The 16,926-nt window shown below is 32.9% G+C and carries 16 protein-coding genes and 2 tRNA genes; 12 read left to right on the forward strand and 6 right to left on the reverse strand.

The genetic code is table 11. From position 1 onward, the window contains the following. Positions 1–31: 31 nt before the first annotated feature. The 3 genes from glmS to CAI20_RS03750 all read right to left on the reverse strand — a co-directional run bounded on the left by glmS (position 32) and on the right by CAI20_RS03750 (position 2,472). Positions 32–1,843, reverse strand: a complete 1,812-nt coding sequence (gene glmS / locus CAI20_RS03740) for a glutamine--fructose-6-phosphate transaminase (isomerizing) (protein WP_007302597.1) — start codon at positions 1,841–1,843, stop codon at positions 32–34. 8 nt (positions 1,844–1,851) lie between these two features. Continuing rightward, positions 1,852–2,265 (reverse strand): preprotein translocase subunit YajC, encoded by a 414-nt coding sequence (gene yajC, locus CAI20_RS03745; protein ID WP_006012489.1) that lies wholly within the window; start codon positions 2,263–2,265, stop codon positions 1,852–1,854. A 130-nt stretch (positions 2,266–2,395) separates the two neighbouring features. Further along, positions 2,396–2,472 (reverse strand) — tRNA-Asp (locus tag CAI20_RS03750). 181 nt (positions 2,473–2,653) lie between these two features. On the opposite strand from CAI20_RS03750, the gene rpsB reads away from it, so the two are divergent. From rpsB to CAI20_RS03775, 5 genes are all read left to right on the forward strand, one after another. Then, on the forward strand, positions 2,654–3,469 hold the full coding sequence (gene rpsB / locus CAI20_RS03755; protein ID WP_012482019.1) for a 30S ribosomal protein S2: 816 nt from the start codon (positions 2,654–2,656) through the stop codon (positions 3,467–3,469). Then, positions 3,466–4,311 (forward strand): translation elongation factor Ts, encoded by an 846-nt coding sequence (tsf, locus tag CAI20_RS03760; RefSeq protein ID WP_007302599.1) that lies wholly within the window; start codon positions 3,466–3,468, stop codon positions 4,309–4,311. Before rpsB ends, tsf begins: the two co-directional genes overlap by 4 nt. Continuing rightward, a complete protein-coding gene (gene pyrH, locus CAI20_RS03765; protein ID WP_010407219.1) occupies positions 4,295–5,038 on the forward strand; it encodes a UMP kinase in 744 nt (247 codons plus the stop codon). The genes tsf and pyrH overlap by 17 nt, the downstream gene beginning before the upstream one ends. A gap of 7 nt (positions 5,039–5,045) precedes the next feature. Beyond that, positions 5,046–5,603: a ribosome recycling factor gene (gene frr / locus CAI20_RS03770; RefSeq protein WP_007302601.1), complete on the forward strand. Its 558-nt coding sequence runs from the start codon at positions 5,046–5,048 to the stop codon at positions 5,601–5,603. A gap of 193 nt (positions 5,604–5,796) precedes the next feature. Beyond that, entirely contained in the window at positions 5,797–6,813 is a 1,017-nt protein-coding gene (locus tag CAI20_RS03775) for a substrate-binding domain-containing protein (protein WP_012482020.1), read from the forward strand. A 102-nt stretch (positions 6,814–6,915) separates the two neighbouring features. Here the strand turns inward: CAI20_RS03775 and CAI20_RS03780 are convergent, their stop codons facing one another. Next, the gene (locus CAI20_RS03780; protein WP_007302603.1) at positions 6,916–7,884 is read right to left on the reverse strand and encodes a hypothetical protein; all 969 of its coding nucleotides are present in this window, start codon (positions 7,882–7,884) and stop codon (positions 6,916–6,918) included. A gap of 124 nt (positions 7,885–8,008) precedes the next feature. Between CAI20_RS03780 and CAI20_RS03785 the strand changes: the two genes are divergently transcribed. Both CAI20_RS03785 and dcd read left to right on the forward strand, forming a co-directional pair. Further along, positions 8,009–9,466 carry a TrkH family potassium uptake protein gene (locus tag CAI20_RS03785; RefSeq protein WP_007302604.1) on the forward strand — a complete coding sequence of 486 codons (1,458 nt, stop codon included), beginning with the start codon at positions 8,009–8,011 and terminating at the stop codon, positions 9,464–9,466. 71 nt (positions 9,467–9,537) lie between these two features. Beyond that, positions 9,538–10,095, forward strand: coding sequence for a dCTP deaminase (dcd, locus tag CAI20_RS03790; RefSeq protein WP_007302605.1), 558 nt, complete (start codon positions 9,538–9,540; stop codon positions 10,093–10,095). Here the strand turns inward: dcd and CAI20_RS03795 are convergent, their stop codons facing one another. Together CAI20_RS03795 and CAI20_RS03800 are read right to left on the reverse strand one after the other, a co-directional pair. Further along, a complete protein-coding gene (locus tag CAI20_RS03795) occupies positions 10,096–11,121 on the reverse strand; it encodes a hypothetical protein (protein ID WP_007302606.1) in 1,026 nt (341 codons plus the stop codon). 126 nt (positions 11,122–11,247) lie between these two features. Continuing rightward, entirely contained in the window at positions 11,248–12,483 is a 1,236-nt protein-coding gene (locus CAI20_RS03800) for a metallophosphoesterase family protein (RefSeq protein ID WP_007302607.1), read from the reverse strand. A gap of 190 nt (positions 12,484–12,673) precedes the next feature. Here CAI20_RS03800 and CAI20_RS03805 point away from each other — a divergent pair. From CAI20_RS03805 to CAI20_RS03825, 5 genes are all read left to right on the forward strand, one after another. Continuing rightward, a tRNA-Leu gene (locus CAI20_RS03805) sits at positions 12,674–12,761 on the forward strand. A 20-nt stretch (positions 12,762–12,781) separates the two neighbouring features. Beyond that, positions 12,782–13,867, forward strand: coding sequence for a GTP cyclohydrolase II (locus tag CAI20_RS03810; RefSeq protein WP_149168819.1), 1,086 nt, complete (start codon positions 12,782–12,784; stop codon positions 13,865–13,867). Between the two features lie 72 nt (positions 13,868–13,939). After that, positions 13,940–14,620, forward strand: coding sequence for a VirB8 family type IV secretion system protein (locus CAI20_RS03815; RefSeq protein ID WP_007302609.1), 681 nt, complete (start codon positions 13,940–13,942; stop codon positions 14,618–14,620). Beyond that, positions 14,607–15,398: a P-type conjugative transfer protein VirB9 gene (virB9, locus tag CAI20_RS03820; protein WP_029237539.1), complete on the forward strand. Its 792-nt coding sequence runs from the start codon at positions 14,607–14,609 to the stop codon at positions 15,396–15,398. Before CAI20_RS03815 ends, virB9 begins: the two co-directional genes overlap by 14 nt. Positions 15,399–15,414: 16 nt before the next feature. Then, complete coding sequence (locus tag CAI20_RS03825) at positions 15,415–16,926, forward strand: TraB/TrbI/VirB10 family type IV secretion system protein (protein ID WP_149168820.1); 1,512 nt, start codon at positions 15,415–15,417, stop codon at positions 16,924–16,926.

The following is a 16,926-nucleotide window of genomic DNA, read 5'->3' on the forward strand; positions in this document are numbered from 1 at the left end:
AGCTGTTAATTAGCAACTCACTTTAAATAAGTTACTCAACTGTGACAGATTTAGCTAAATTTCTCGGACAATCTACATCTAACCCTTTTTTTTCTGCAATAGAATAAGCAAGAAATTGCATAGCAACACTGTAGATAATTGGAGAAACAAAATTGTCAACTTCTGGAAGTTGCACCACATCTATGCAAATTCCCTTTAAGAGCGGTGCTCCTTGCTTATCACTAAAGGCAATTACTTTACCTTTTCTTGCAATAATCTCTTGTATATTGGATAGCGTTTTAAAGAATAAATTATCGTAAGGAATAATTGCGATAACAAGTACAGTAGAGTCTATCAAGGCGATAGAACCGTGCTTCATTTCTCCCGCTGCAATACCAATTGTGTTGATATATGAAAGCTCTTTTATCTTCAATGCACCTTCCATTGCAACTCCATATGAGCTTCCTCTCCCAATTATAATTATATTATTGTGCTCTAATATACTGCCTGATATATGTTGTATTTCCATCACATTCAAAACATGCTCTACATGTTCGGGAATGGAATTAATAGCACCGCTTAGTTCCTTTATCCTCTCTCTACCCAGTATACCTTTTATTTTTCCAAGCTCTACAGCAAAGCATGCTAAAATTGCAAGCTGCGTAGAAAAGGTTTTTGTCGAAGCAACACCAATCTCAGGTCCAGCAAGAGTATGCAATACAATATCTGAGGCTTTTTCTATGCTGCTATTAAATGTATTAATTATGCTAATGATCATTTGTTTCTGCAATCTCGCATAACGTAGTGCTTCCATAGTATCTGCAGTTTCACCAGATTGAGAAATGAATAAGCCAATACTACCTTCTTCGAGCTTGACGCTGCTATACCTAAATTCTGACGAGATTTCTAGATATACCCGAATTTGAGCAATACTTTCCAGCCAACACTTTGCTATTAGTCCAGCAAAATAGGATGAACCGCATCCAACTATAGTAATGTAACCTAGTTCAGAAAATAATTCTTTGTTGATTTCTTTATATTGTTTATAAAATTGATTTATTGTTTTGTTTAATGCATACGGTTGCTCAAAAATTTCTTTTAGCATAAAGCTAGGGTAACCATTTTTACTAATTAGAAAATTTCTTGGACTGCTATTTTCTGTTCTGCGTTTAACTTGTATACCATTATTATATATACTGAATTCGTTAGATTTTATTACTGCAATATCATTATCTTCTAAATGCAATATTTTTTCTACAAATGAATTCAAAGTATTAGTATCAGAAGCAGCAAACACTTTATTACAGTTATATCCTATTGCTAAAGGCAAATTTCTTTTTGCAACAAATAAAGTATCTGGATATTCTGCAAATAATAAAGCCAAAGCAAGTGAACCTTGTAAATTGTTTAGACACTGTAATATAGAATCAATTGGTGATAACCCTTCATCAAGATATGAAGTTAATATGTTTGGTATCACTTCTGTATCAGTATCGGTGTGGAAAGATACTCCCTTTTCCTCCAGATCCTTTTTTAATATATTGTAATTTTCAATTATGCCATTATGAGCAACAACAACATTATTTATATAAATGGGATGAGCATTTTTAAGATTTGGAGCTCCATGTGTAGCCCAACGAGTATGTGCTATACCAACTTTGCTACTAGATATCTTGCTCTCATGAACAACTTCACACAATCTTTCAACTTTACCTTCTGATTTTTTTACTTCTATCTTACCTCTATTATTTATAATTGCTATACCTGAAGAGTCATAACCTCTGTATTCCAATTTTTGCAACGCGGTTAGTAAAGTTGGTATTACTGAATCACCGCTACTTACTATACCTAATATTCCACACACTTCTTAAATTATGAAGCATTTTTGTCTTTTTTACTTTCCTCTAGTTTATTTTTCTTGCCATTCTTTTCAACTTTGCTTTTTTCAATAGATTTAGCTACTGGCTTTTGAATTTCTTTATTTAAGATTTCAGATATAGCAGACTTTAGGATTTTTATTTCAATTTTTGGTGCTATTTCTAGTATTAGTTGTGCATTTACTTCGTCAACTTTGTTTACTTCACCTATTATTCCACTAGAAGTAATAACCGTATCACCACGTTTTATTTGATCTATCATCCTTCTATGTTCTTTTAGTTTTTTGTGATTGGGACGAATAATGAGAAAATAAAATACTACAAATATTAAAATGAGTGGAATAAAGCTAGCAACAGATGCTGATACATTGTTAGTCGCATCTGCCGCAAAAACCTCAGAAATGAACATATTTAATCCTAATTATTAACGATAAAGTTAAATAGATTAAGCAGCAATTACAATATCATGTCAAGTCTCTGAAAGAAATTAATTCAAATTAATAAGAAAGTTAAGGAATTTTAAGGTGTTTCTGCTGTAATGGCGGGAGTGATGAGACTTGAACTCACGACCTCATGCGTGACAGGCATGCGCTCTAACCAACTGAGCTACACCCCCCATTGCTTTTTAACGTTTGCAATCTTAAAGCTAATCAACGTGTTGCTACTTGTCAATATTTTTTGTTTGCGCTTTTTTGTCTTTTTTATTACTATGTAAATAACTTAATTTCACACATGGCTTATGCAAGTAGTCCCGTTAGGGTTATGCCATGGAGGATAAACTATTTGGAGGAGTAAATATGACAAATTTGCCTAAAGTCACTATACGTGATTTAGCTGAATCTGGTGTGCATTTTGGCCATAAAGTTAGTCGCTGGAATGCGAAAATGGCCCCATATATATATGGTGTACATCAACAGAATCGTATACACATAATAGACTTACGAAAAACATTACCATTGTTAGAGGCGGCAATGAAAGCTTTATACGATGTTGCATCTCAAGATGGTCGCATTTTATTTGTTGGTACGAAATTTCAAGCTTTAGATATTGTTGCAAGTGAAGCGGTTCGTTGTGGTCAATATTATGTAAATGATCGATGGCTTGGTGGTATGCTTACTAATTGGAACACTGTTTCTTCTTCGATAAAAACTTTGATACAATATGAGAAAATATTAAATGATGAAGATAGTATCTTAACAAAAAAAGAATTAGGAAATATTGAAAAGAAAAGAAAAAAGCTTGATAAAGAATTGGGTGGCATTAGAGAAATGGGAGCAGTTCCTGATATTTTATTCATTATTGATACTAACAAAGAGCATATAGCGGTTAAAGAGGCTAAAAAACTGGGTATTCCTGTAGTTGGAGTACTTGATACCAATTCTGACCCAGATGATATTGCCTATCCTATATCAGGAAATGATGATTCAAGAAAATCAATAGAGCTCTACTGTAAATTAGCTGCTGATTCTATATTAGCTGGAATAGAGTCTAGTTTGACAAGGTCTAGAGTTAAGGATGATGAGCTTATTCAAGAAAAAGAAGGGGGTATTGTGCAAACTAAAAAGAAGCGTATGAAGGATGAAACAGAAAGGGAGGTAATAGTAAGTAAATGAAGATGGATTCAAGTAGTATAAGGGAATTACGCGATAGAACAGGGCTTGGCTTAAGCGATTGTAAGAAAGCGTTAGAAGAGTGTGATGGTGATATTAAGAAAGCCGTTGATAGGTTACGTACAATAGGATTTGCTAAAGCTGACAAAAAGTCTGATAGAGTAGCTTCAGATGGGCTTATTGCTATGTGCTTGGCTAAAAATTATGGTGTATTGGTTAAAGTCAATTGTGAAACTGATTTTGTTGCTAGAAATGAGAAGTTCATAGCATTAGTTTCAAATTTAGCATCAATTGCTTGTCAAGAACGTTGTACTAGTCTTGATGAGTTAAAAAATGCCAAATATGAAGATGTTGGTACAGTACAGGAAGCTATTATAAGTGGTACATCGGTTCTTGGTGAGAAGTTAGAGTTAAGCAATCTTTGCTACCTAGAGACTAAGGATGGGATTATTGCTGGCTATGTACATGGTGATATGCATGGCTTAGGTAAGATTGGTGCTTTAGTAGCATTGCAATCATCTGGTGATAAACAAGAGATTGGAAAGCAAATAGCTATGCATGTAGTTGCTATGAAACCTGAAGCTTTATCTATAGATGATTTAGATCAAGAAAAATTAAACAATGAGCGTTCTATAATTGAGGAGCAAGTAAAGAGCTTAAATAAACCTGAAGAGGTAGCGAAAAAAATAGTAGATGGACGAATGGCTAAATACTATGAAGAAGTTGTTCTACTAGAGCAGAAGTTTATAAAAGATGATAAAATGAAGATTGCTGATTTTATAGAATCAAGTGCTGTTAAATTAGCTAATTATAAGTTACTTACTTTGGATGGTGCAAATAAGTAACAAAACTTCAGAAGTAAAGTACCCCAGAGTGTTATTCAAAATCTCTGGGGAGGCTTTGATGGGATCAAAGCTATTTGGCCATGATATGGAAGTTATAGATAAACTATCCAAAGACATAGTTGAAGTTTGTAATCTTGGAGTTCAAGTTTGTATTGTTGTTGGTGGTGGGAATATTTTTCGTGGTGCATCAGCATCTTTAAGTGGCTGTGAAAGAGCAAGCAGTGATTATATTGGAATGCTTGGTACTGTCATTAATGCTTTAATTTTGCAAAATTTTTTAGAAAAAAGCTCTATAGTCTCTAGGGTGTTGTCTGCTATACCTATGACTACTATATGTGAACCTTATATAAGAAGGAAGGCTATTCATCATTTAGAGAAAGGTAGAGTAGTCATTTTTGCAGCAGGCACAGGTAACCCATTTTTTACTACGGATACAGCTGCAGCTTTACGTGCTGTTGAAATGAATTGTGATGTTATTTTAAAAGGTACTCAAGTAAGTGGTGTATATTCTGCCGATCCAAAAAAAAATGAGAATGCTGTGATGTATGATAGGCTTTCTTATACAGATCTGCTAACTCGTGATTTAAAAGTTATGGATGCATCAGCAATTTCACTTGCTCGTGAGAATTCTATCCCAATTGTAGTTTTTTCTTTAAAAAGAGAAAAAATGGTTGATATTATTAAGGGTCAAGGCACTTATACTATAGTTTCAGATTGTAAACATTAGGTAATTTATGTTAAACGAAATAAAAGCTAAAACAAAAGAAAGAATGCTAAAAACTATTCAGTCTTTTCACGATGATATGAAAGGTGTACGTACTGGTAGAGCTAACGCATCATTACTTGATGGTATAGTTGTAAATATCTATGGTGGACATCAAAAACTGAACCAAGTTGCAGGAGTTTCAGCTATAGATAACAAAACTCTATCAGTTAAAGTTTGGGATGCTACTGCTATCGGTGAAGTAAAAAATGCGATAATCAATGCTAACCTGAATTTAAATCCTGTTGTTGAAGGAAATACTATACGTATAGTTCTTCCAGACTTAACACAAGAAACTCGTGAAAAATTAGTGAAACTATTGCATCAATTTTCTGAAAATGCACGAGTTGCAATTAGAAATATACGCAGAGATGTTATGGAAGAAATAGAGGAAATGAAGAAAAATAAGGAAATCTCAGAAGATGATTTTCATGTTGCCAAAAAGGAAATACAAAACATTACTGATGATAATGTAAAAAAAGTCGATGATGACTTATCTATTAAAGAAAAGGATATATTGCATCATTAAGTTAATATGAAAGAATTTTTCAGTATTGAAAAACATAAGAGGATTCGATATAGATACAGTTGTATGAATGCTGTGATTCAGATCTCATCATTACGCACACATTTGATCGTTATACCTTTTGAAATCTAGAAAAAAAGCTTTTCAGTTTGATTTTTTATTACGATAATTAAGTTTACACTCTTGAGCGAAAACGATGCTGAAACGCCTTTTCCTTATTTTTGCATTTGTATTACTCATCCCACTGTCAAATGTTGATGCCAGAAGATATATCAGAATTGTTGGATCTTCAACTGTTTTTCCTTTTATCTCATTTATATCTGAAGAATTCAGCCGTATATTTTCCTTTAAAACTCCAGTTGTAGAATCGATAGGAAGTGGATCAGGGTTCAAAATGTTTTGTTCAGGAATAGGGGAAGGCACACCAGATATCACTACTTCATCTCGCCCTATGAAGGAAGTAGAGAGAGAATTATGTAAAAGAAATAAAGTGAATGAAGTAATAGAGATAATAATTGGCTATGATGGAATTGTTATTGCAAATTCAAATCAAAGCCATAGATTTGATTTTACAAAAAATGACCTGTTTGAAACTTTATCTTCATATTCTGAAGACAATGATAGATTAGTAAAGAATAACAAGAAATTTTGGTCTGATGTAAATCAAGCTCTACCAAAAACAGAAATTAAAATCTATGGCCCACATCAAAATACAGGTACACATGAAACTTTGATTAATTTTATTATGCTTGATCAATATTCATGTATGAACTCAAGGATTTTCAAAGAGAATTATCAAGACCAAGAAAAAAGAAAGAAAGCATGTAGTAATATCAGAGATGATGGAAGATATATAGAAGTTGGAATTAATGAAAACATAATAATACAAAAATTGAAGAGCAATAAAAATGCTTTAGGAATATTTAGCTTCAGCTTTTTAGCGAAAAACCAAGATGAGATTCAAGGAAGCACAATCGCAGGAATTGAGCCAACTTATAAAAATATATCATCGGGGGAGTATATGTTAGCAAGGCCTTTATATCTTTATATAAAGAAAGAACACTTAGATACTGTTGATGGATTAAGGGAATTCATTAGAGAAGTTGTAGACTCTATTAGTACTGAAGGTGGATATTTATCTAGGCTTGGCTTAATTCCACTTTCAAGCGAAAATATAAAAAAAGTCTTGGAAAAGGTTCGTGATATAATATGATGACTTTGATATTTTTTTATTCTGGATACTAGGTTAAAAATAGAACGTTTAAATTTCTTGTTTTTATTGTTATCATACTTAGATTTCCTAAGAACTTATTTACTACAAAATACAACAAGTTCTATTTATTTGAGAAAGTTGTGCGTCTTGTAGAACAGATTTTGTTGTAGGTTTCTCTGTAGCTATTTCAAGGTTTTCTTCTATGGTTTTTTGTTCTCTGTAATCTTTAACTTCTTGAATGAAATCTTCAAGCCACTTCTCACTACCTATCTTGGCATGTCGTTGTTGCTCACCTTTAAGAAGTTTTATTACAGCTGCATCTTGATTTTCAGGCACTCTTTGATATTTAAGCCACAAGTCACGAATATCAGGAGGAGCTTTTTTCAAATGAGCTTCAAAGGTTGCTTTTGTGTCTTTTGTACTTTCTTCTTGTTGATCTTGATGAAATTTAAACCAGAAATTGCGAATATCAGGAGAAGCTTTATCCCAAAGAAGTTTAGTAATTTCTTTTATATTTCTCAGATCTTCTTGTTTCAATCTTTTACCATCACCTATATATCGTTTATTAAGACCAACTTGCAGAGGATAAAGTAAAAGGGTAGTTTTGCTCTGTGAATGTATAGGTCTATTTAAAATCATTGCTAGATTTGTATCACAATCTTCTAATACTGCTTTAACTTTTTTAACATCTAAATAATCTATTGCTTGACGTAATTTGTGGTGAAGATCACTTGTTCTCTTTAAGTTTTTCACTTTTTGCATATGCGAATCATCATTTCCTTTCGCTTCTTGCATAGCTATATCACACGAAATACTCTCAATTTTTTGCTCCATTTTCTGTATACATTGATTAATTTCCTTTTGATTTTTTTTGAATATAATCAACTGTGAAGTGGTACAAGGGTTAGGTAGATCGTCTTTAAACTCTTTTTGTATATTACTAGGTAATTCGCTTTTCAAAACTTCTTGTATATCGCTATCGTAATTATTTTTTATATTCTCAAAGTTGCCTTGTATAGCTTCACTAATTAATGAATCTCGAATGTTTTTTTGTCTGTCAGTTAATAACATACCTTACCTCTATCTCTTATGGCAAATTTAGCGCTATAATTATACGTATTTATAATCAAGTCAAGAGAAAAAATTAGCAAAGCGGTTGAAGTTTTAATAACATATAGCTTTCACAGTACTGTCTATGGAAAGTCTGCAAGTTTTACGTTCAATTGCGTTTATTGTGGGAATTTTTCTATTGTTGTTTGGCGTAGCAATGCTTATTCCTGCTATTACTAATAATTATCTAGGTTACGAATGGAAAAATTTTCTGGTTGGATTTATAGTTACCTGCACATTTAGTGCGATTTTTATTTTACTGGGTAAACTAAATAGGGTACATGGAATGCCGGCAATTTTTGCGATTACCAGTTGTACCTGGATTGCATTATCTCTATTTGCAGCTATTCCATTTTATCTTGATAGTTTAAGCTACATTGATGCACTGTTTGAAGCAGTATCTGGGATTACAACCACAGGAGCAACTGTTCTAAGTTACATCGAGCAACAATCTCCGGGGATACTACTGTGGAGAGCAATGCTGCACGGTATAGGTGGTTTTGGAGTAATTACAGTAGGAATTGCAATTTTTCCCATATTTAAGGTTTTGAGCTTAAATAATTTACTCTATTCTGAGTACTCAGATGCTCTTAAAAGAAAGTTACCACATACGCGAAGCGTAGTAATACATATTGCAGAAATATATTACTGCCTAATTTTATTGTGCATATTTTCCTACTATCTAGCTGGCATGCCATTATTTGACGCAGTATGTCACGGAATGTCCGCTGTATCAACTGGTGGATTTGCTAACTATAACGATTCTATAGGCTACTACAATAACCCTATATTGGAGGTCATAACAATTATCTTTATGATTTTAGGCTCTTTACCTTTTCTGAGCTATTTAAAAATTATAAGACGATTAGACGTTTGTTATGATGAACAGGTCTCTTACTTTATTAAGATAGTTGTTATCTCATCTTTGCTTGCTTGTTTTTGGTTATATAAAAATTTTGACTTAGGAGTATTTTTATCATTTAGGTACAGCACATTCACCATTACCTCCTTTATCACATCAACTGGCTATGTAATGTGCAACTACTTGAATTGGAGCTTTATTTCAGTCTTAGCTTTCTTTTTAGCCTTTATTGGTGGATGTGGTGGTTCTGCTAGTGGTGGAATCAAAATCTTCCGTTTAGTCATTTTTCTAAAATCTATAAGGAATTACTTTAGCTCTTTATTAAATCCAAGTGAAAGCGATAGAGTAAAACTCAATGGTAAAATACTGGAAAATGATGAAGTCCAATCTGTCTTTACGTTTTTTGCAATTTACATGTTAACGTTCGCTATATCATCAATAGTGATGTCTTGCTTGAGCAATGCGGACTTTATAACTAGCATCAGCTCTGTTTCTGCAATGCTTACAAATTCTGGCCCAGGATTTAGTAACCTAATAGGTCCTTCAGGTAATTATTCCTCTTTTAGTGGTGGAGTAAAGCTATTTCTATCGTTTTTGATGCTGCTTGGCAGGCTTGAAATATTGCCAATTTATTTTTGTATAGGTAGTTTATACTGGAAACTTTGCCATTCCAGAGTGTAACGCTAATTCAGGTTTACATTTAAATTCTATTACATATTATTATAAGTATTACAAAACTTTAAAGGACAATTATGGCAGTTATGCCAGATAAATGGATAAGGGAAAAGGCTGAAAACTCTAGAATGATAGAACCTTTTGTGAATCATAAAAGCAGTAAGGGTGTTGTATCTTTCGGATTATCGTCTTATGGATATGATGCGAGAGTAGATAATAAGTTTAAGGTTTTTACTAATGTTAATTCAGCTATTGTAGACCCCAAGAATTTTTCTGAGAATAGTTTCATAGATAAGGAAACAGATGTATGTATAATTCCACCAAATAGTTTTGTGCTTGCCAGCACAGTGGAGTATTTTCGTATACCAAGGAATGTACTAGTAATTTGTGTTGGCAAATCAACTTATGCAAGATGTGGTATCATAGTGAACGTCACACCTTTAGAACCTGGATGGGAAGGTCACGTCACACTTGAATTCTCTAACACTACTCCACTTCCTGCAAAAATTTACGCTAATGAAGGAGCATGCCAATTTGTGTTTTTAAGCGGCGAAAGTGAGTGTGAGAAGTCATATGATGATATGAAAGGAAAATATATGAATCAACATGGTATCACTTTGCCGTTAGTTAAGTGATTACTTTATAAAGCAAGATATTGTTGGTTTATATTGAAGATTACCAAAATGCTCTTTTATTAGTTCATCACATCTTTTATCGCCTAAAACTGCACGTGCAGAGTGATTTTTAAATGATTCTATAAAGCTAATAAAGAAATTTGTAGAAGGATTACTTAAAGCTTCTGCAACTTCTTTTTTTTCTTTATCATTGGAAAGCCGATTAAATAATTCTTCACCTTTTTTTTGTAGATCATTTTCAAACTCTTGTTTTACAGTAGCCTTATCCGCTCTTTGCAAGAAGAAAAATTCTTCAAAAGTGTACAAGGAAGAGACAATACTGTTAAAGGTACCAGTAAAACATGCACTGCCAACAAGTACTCCATATTCTGTTTGCGATTCTACTAAATGTTTAACCAGTTGATATTTTCTCTGTGATATGCGGGTATTAATATCTATATTATCATCAGCACTTTTTTTATTTTCATCTTTACAAGCTTTCCAAACCAAATTTAAAACTTGCTTCAATGTTAATCCGCTTCCACTATGTGTATCAGGGTTGTTTTTTATACGCTCCAAGCACTTAAGTGCATGTTTTTTCTCATCTTCTGTGAGTTGATCTTTATCCACAGCTTTTTGTGTACCATTTGCTATACACTCTAACTGATCAATAAATCCTTTTATTTCCTCTATAAACTTATCATCAACATCAGGCTCGCCATAGTTTTCTTTTAGCTTTTGAACGTTAATATTAATTGCATCATTTACATTAGTATCATGCGTTGTTTGTGGGACACGCACTGCCTCCATAAATGCTTCAGTTCTTTGCTCTAACCATTCTGGTAATTTGCCTCCTGCAAGAAGATATAGCTTACCCAATGCTTGAGCAACTAGAATTAACGCTATGACAAAAACAATAAATGCTATGAGTAATACTACAGCTAAACCAATGACTAGCCATCTCACAGGGGCTAGTAAAATATCTCTTGCCTTTTTAAATTTCGACATTCTTTGTATGTTACCTGGTGTATTTACTGCTACTGGCATAATTAATTTTAAATACTCTTACTACCATTAATATACTATATTTCTCTTATTTTGTCAACTCACATTTCTACTTCTCTACTTTTTCTCGGTAAGGTCAGTAATCGATAACAACAAATAGTCCTAATTTTAATTTGTTTTAAGTTTAAAGTCTTTCGTTAGGTTTGCAGAATACATTTCCTTATTATCTTGGTTATAGAAAGTAAATTTGTGATCGTCTAAACCTAATATTGCAAAGCCAAAGCCGAAAAAGTTTCTAACTTCGTGTGCTAAGTAATTTCTACTATTTGGATAGTTAAATTCTACGTTTTGATAAACAGGTTCTTGATCTTGAGCGTGTAATAATGCACCGCCGTTTCCAACTATAATCTGATCTGGAACATTATCCATTAATAAAATCTGGGCTATATGAATGTGGCCAGAAACTATGGTAGTAACATTGCTTGGAAATTTATCTCCAAAAGCTTCAATTTGTGTAAGATTACCATGGCTTTTTAATGTCAAAAATTCTTTTTTTGGAGATCTCCAAAGTGGTTTATGAGTCAAAAACCACGTGGGCTTATCTTGTATCAATTTATCAAACTGCCTCTCAAAAGCATCAACTGTGCTTTGGGTTGTAAAAATTTCCTCACCGGATGAAGAGTCGAAGATAAAAAACTTCATCGGCCCAGCATCTAAGAACCAACTGGAAATAAGATCTTCACATTTTTGAGGGGAAAAGGGGTATGAATCTAAATATCTGAACCATCCTTCATAAGCTCTATTACAACTCTCATGATTTCCACGAACAAAAAGAAAAGGAGATTGTGTTAAAATATCTTTTGCAGGCTCAAACCAATCAGCGTACCAAGCTTCTTTGCTATATCCATAAATATCGCCGCACTTTTTTGTGTTTCTACATTTTGTTTGTCTATAATGATAATCACCAACATGGATAATTAAATCTGGTTTATGAAAAGCGATTGAATCTAAATTTTTTTTCAAAGGCCAGCTATCTACAGAATTACATTCTTGCTGAAATAACATATTTATTCTACATCCTGTATCGCCAATGAAGGCAATTTTGCTGATCTTTTCCGCTAATACGGGAACTTTTATATTGTCAATACTAATGTTTTGAGCATTTGTTTCTACTATCAGTTCACAAACTGTTTCGGTATTGTTAATTGAGCTGCGACTTAGCATTTCTACTTCCTTATTATCGACGTAAGCAATGGGACACATGTTATTGTCTATAATCGCACGTATGCTTAATTTATTTTCTGGAATGATTTGAGACCATGTGTACAATATTTGTGCATGAGTGGAGTGAAAGCTAATTGTAAGAGATAGAATTAAAAAAATGAAGATATTAGCTACTTTCATTTGTATAAAGACCTAAATTAAGAATTAGTATTAAGATTATCTTAAATGATTAAAGTTTGTAACCATAAAATTCATAGCTAAATTATACAGGCATTTCCTAAATTATCCTAGTATCAGATTGACACTTTAGATGAAAAACCCTAAAATGATTAAGTAATTTAAAGTAATTATATAGAAACTAGAATAAAGTGCGGTCGTGGTGGAATTGGTAGACACGCAGCGTTGAGGTCGCTGTGGCTCACAAAGCCTTGGAAGTTCAAGTCTTCTCGACCGCACCAAGTTGTTTGGTGTAGGTGAAATGTTTATAGGAAATCAAAGTAGAAATAAAGTAGAAAGGGCCATCAGTGAAGTCAGGCGTGGTCTTCCAATTTTAATATATGATGATGAAAATAACTATCTATTGCTTGCTGCTGCTGAAACTTTAGAAAAAAATTTATTTAGTCAATATAAGCTTATATCAGGTAATGTGTATGTTACTTTGACTGCAAGTAAGGTAAAATACATATGTCAGAGTAAAGAACATAGTAGCAAACGTCTGTTGATAAGCAATTTTGATGAACTGCTCCATTTAATAAACTGTTCAAAGGAAGATTGGATAAAAGAGTTGCAATGCTCAAAGACAATAGATGCGTATGCTGTTGCCTTGCTTAAGTTCTCAGAATTATTGCCATACGCGTTAGTGGCTGATATGACTTTTGAGAATAAACATGAAATGCGAAATTGGTGTGAAGAAAATGACATTATTGCACTAAATACGTTACTTGTGAATGATTTTCAACAAAATCATAGTGTGTATGAAGTGTGCAAAACATCATTATTTTTAAAACAGACTCAAGAAGTAGATATCATATCTTATAGAACCAAAAGTGGCGGAAGAGAACATTATGCAATTATCATTGGCAATCCAGATGAAGATAATGAGCCATTAGTGAGAATTCATTCTTCATGCTATACAGGAGACTTATTAGACAGCTTATCATGTGATTGCAGAAGCCAGTTACATCAAGCGATTCAAATAATGACCGACTTTGGGAATGGCATTATATTATACTTGATGCAAGATGGGAGAGGCATTGGTTTAACTAATAAGTTAAGAGCATACAGTATGCAAAGAAAATATAATCTTGATACTGTTGATGCAAATAGAGTATTGGGTTTTGAAGATGATGAAAGGAGCTTTGCTGTTGCAGCTAAAATACTTAAGAAATTGAACATTAACAAAATACAATTACTTACAAACAATGGTAGAAAGTTATCAGAGTTGAAAAATAACGGTATAGAAGTTACAAAGTGTATACCACTTATTATGGAACGCAATGAATATAATGATTCATATATGGAAACAAAATTTGGCAAGTTAGGCCATGGATTAAGGGTTTATTAGCTTTTTTGTTATAACTACTTTGTTAGCTTGCTATGTTAATTAATATAAGTTAAGATTTTTAAGAATATTGAGATGCTGAAATTTTTAAAACAAGAAAAAAGTAATGAGTCATTGGATAAGGATATAAATTGGAATTCAAGTCGCTATAGCACAGTTGTTGCTCAGAGAAATACTTTACTTTTATTTACATTAATATTACTAGTTGCAATTTCTATAAGCATATTAGCTATATTTAAAATTAGCACAAGTAGCACTATTGAGCCATTCGTTATAGAAATTGACAAAAAGTCAGGCATAGTGCAATTGGTTGATCCTGTTACAGTAAAACAATATTCTGCAAATGAAACGCTGAACGATTATTTTATTTCAGAGTATATAAAAGCAAGGGAGGTTTTTGACCCATATAATTATAATTATAATTATTATACAAAAGTAAGGTTGTTTTCTTCGCCTAGTGTATATAGTGAATTTAGCAACTATATAAAATCGCAGAATATGAATGACCTTTTTAATTTATATTCAGATGCTAAAGGTGAGTTGAAAATTCGTTCAATTCAAAAATTAGGTAATGATGCTCTTCAAGTGAGATTTTCTATAGAATTTACACGAAAAGATGGAAATTCCTCAAGGAAAAATAAGATAGTTGTGATGTCGTATAAATATGCATCGCTTGAAATGAATGATCAGCAAAGATATATTAACCCGTTAGGGTTTCAAGTTATTTCATATAGAGTAGATGATGAATATGTGTAGGATATTGTTAGTTTTAGCTTTACTAATAAGTGGCAACTTAAATGCATCTATTAATAATAAACCTATTTCTGTAGATAGTAGAATAAAGACTTTTGTATATAGCCCTAATGAGGTGTTTACAGTAATTTTTAGTCAAGGTTACTATTCTTATATTGAGTTTGCAGAAGGGGAAAAAGTCAAAAATATTGCTGTTGGTGATGCATCAAGTTGGAAAATTAATCCTTATGATAATAAACTGCTTGTCATGCCATTTGAAGTCAGTAGTCGCACTAACATGATTATTACGACAACTAAAAAGAGAAATTACATTTTTGATCTAATTTCAAGACCAAATTACGATAAATACCCAGATACTGATGCTAAAAAAGTGGATCATGATTATTCCGTTGAAAAGGATATATCTTACGTAATACGTTTTTATTATCCTCAAGAAGAAGATGAATTTGATGTTGATTTAGATGAGGTTTCTTTACCTACTCAAATGCAATACATTACAGAAAAGCCAGAAAAAATAATACAAGAAAATAATACGAGGTACAACTATACATATATTGATGAAGGTGGTAACATAGATATAGTTCCAATTGAGTTATTCGATGATGGTTATTTAACCTATTTAAAGTTTAGAAATAGTAATAAAATTCCTCAGATTTTTATAGAAGGCGAATCCTGTAAAAGGCTGTTATTTGATGATTATGTTGTAATAAAAGGAGTACATAAAAAGCTATTAATGCGTTATGAAGGTAGTGAAGTTGAAGTTATAAATAGGTCACTTTAGTTCTGGTACATATAATATGAGTAAAGAAAGGCATAATAGTGTAGAAGATGAATCAGAGATAGAAAGCAAGGTAGTAACAGTTGGCTCTAATCAAGGTTATAAGGCATTGATGATAGTTATGGTAGCGCTCTTAGTTGGTGGAGTGTACTATCTTTATTTTAGTCCTTCTAATAAAGAGGGTCCAGAGATTGTTAAAAAAGAGGAAACAAAGCAAAACATTCAAGAATTGAAAGGAAAGTTAGAACAAGTTCCAGATAATGTAGTAGTTTCCGAGAGGATAGCAACTGATCTCTTGCCACCCTTACCTCCTCTTCCTATCCCACAAGTCATACCAGAAGTAAAACAAATCAAAAAAGAGGAAGTGACAAAAAAAGAAGAGCAACTAAAAGAAATTCCCTTGTCAAATATACCTGTTTTACCAAAGCAAAATTTTCCTTCTGGTAATGTTATTAGCAATTTGCCTACTTCATTTCCTACAATAGGGGGTGGCGGTTATCCTAGAGACAGACGTAGTGCACAAATGTTAGCAATTTCAGGTAGTAGTGGGGAAGGTAAAGCTACAGATGCTGTTTTATCCAATACCTCAGCACAGTCGAGCAAAGCTACCAAAGCTGGAAAGCTTGGTTTAATGATTATTCAAGGTAAAGTTATTGACGCTATTCTTGAAACTGCAATAAGTTCTGACTTACAAGGAATGCTCCGTGCTGTTGTTAGTAGAGACGTTTATGCAGAAACTGGTGATACAATTTTAATACCAAAAGGTTCAAGGTTAATAGGTGGTTATTCATTCGACTCAAATGTTGCAAAAGCCCGCGTGAACATAAATTGGAATAGGATCATTCTTCCTCATGGTATAGATGTTGCTATTGCATCATCTGGTACCGATGAGCTTGGAAGGGCAGGGATAGCTGGAATAGTTGATAATAAAATAGCAAGTGCATTATTCTCTTCAGTGGCACTTGCTGGTGTTTCGATTGGTTCAGCTGTTGTAGGACAAAAAGCCTCTAATCTTATCGATGCGCTAACTGCCATGGATGCAGTGAAGTCTATTACTGCAACTGAAATAGATATTTCTTCTCTCAAAGGGGCTATTGTTGAGGGATTGGAGGATTCTATAAAAACTGAAGTTGGGAAGGTAGGAGACGAAAAATGGAAATTGGGTATTAGGGCTATTGAAAAAATTCGAAATGCTAAAAGTGATCAGGATTTGCTGAGAATAATAAAGGAAGAAATAGTAAGTGTGATAAAAAGTTCTGGAGCTAGTGGAGTTGATACAATTACTAGTGACAATATCGGTATAACTTTAGACGATGTACGTCAACTGTTGAGGCAAACTCAGAAAAGAAGCAAATCTGTTTATGATGAAGCAATTGGGAAGTCAATCAATGATTTTTCCAAAGACATGCGAGATATAGTTGATAGGAGTGTAGATAAAAAGCCAACTATTTATGTTAATCAAGGAACTGCATTGAAAGTATTTGTTAACCAAGATATAGTATTTCCTCCACAGTCAATATTAAATAACTGA

It is taken from the genome of Wolbachia endosymbiont of Chrysomya megacephala (assembly GCF_008245065.1).
Lineage (GTDB): Bacteria > Pseudomonadota > Alphaproteobacteria > Rickettsiales > Anaplasmataceae > Wolbachia.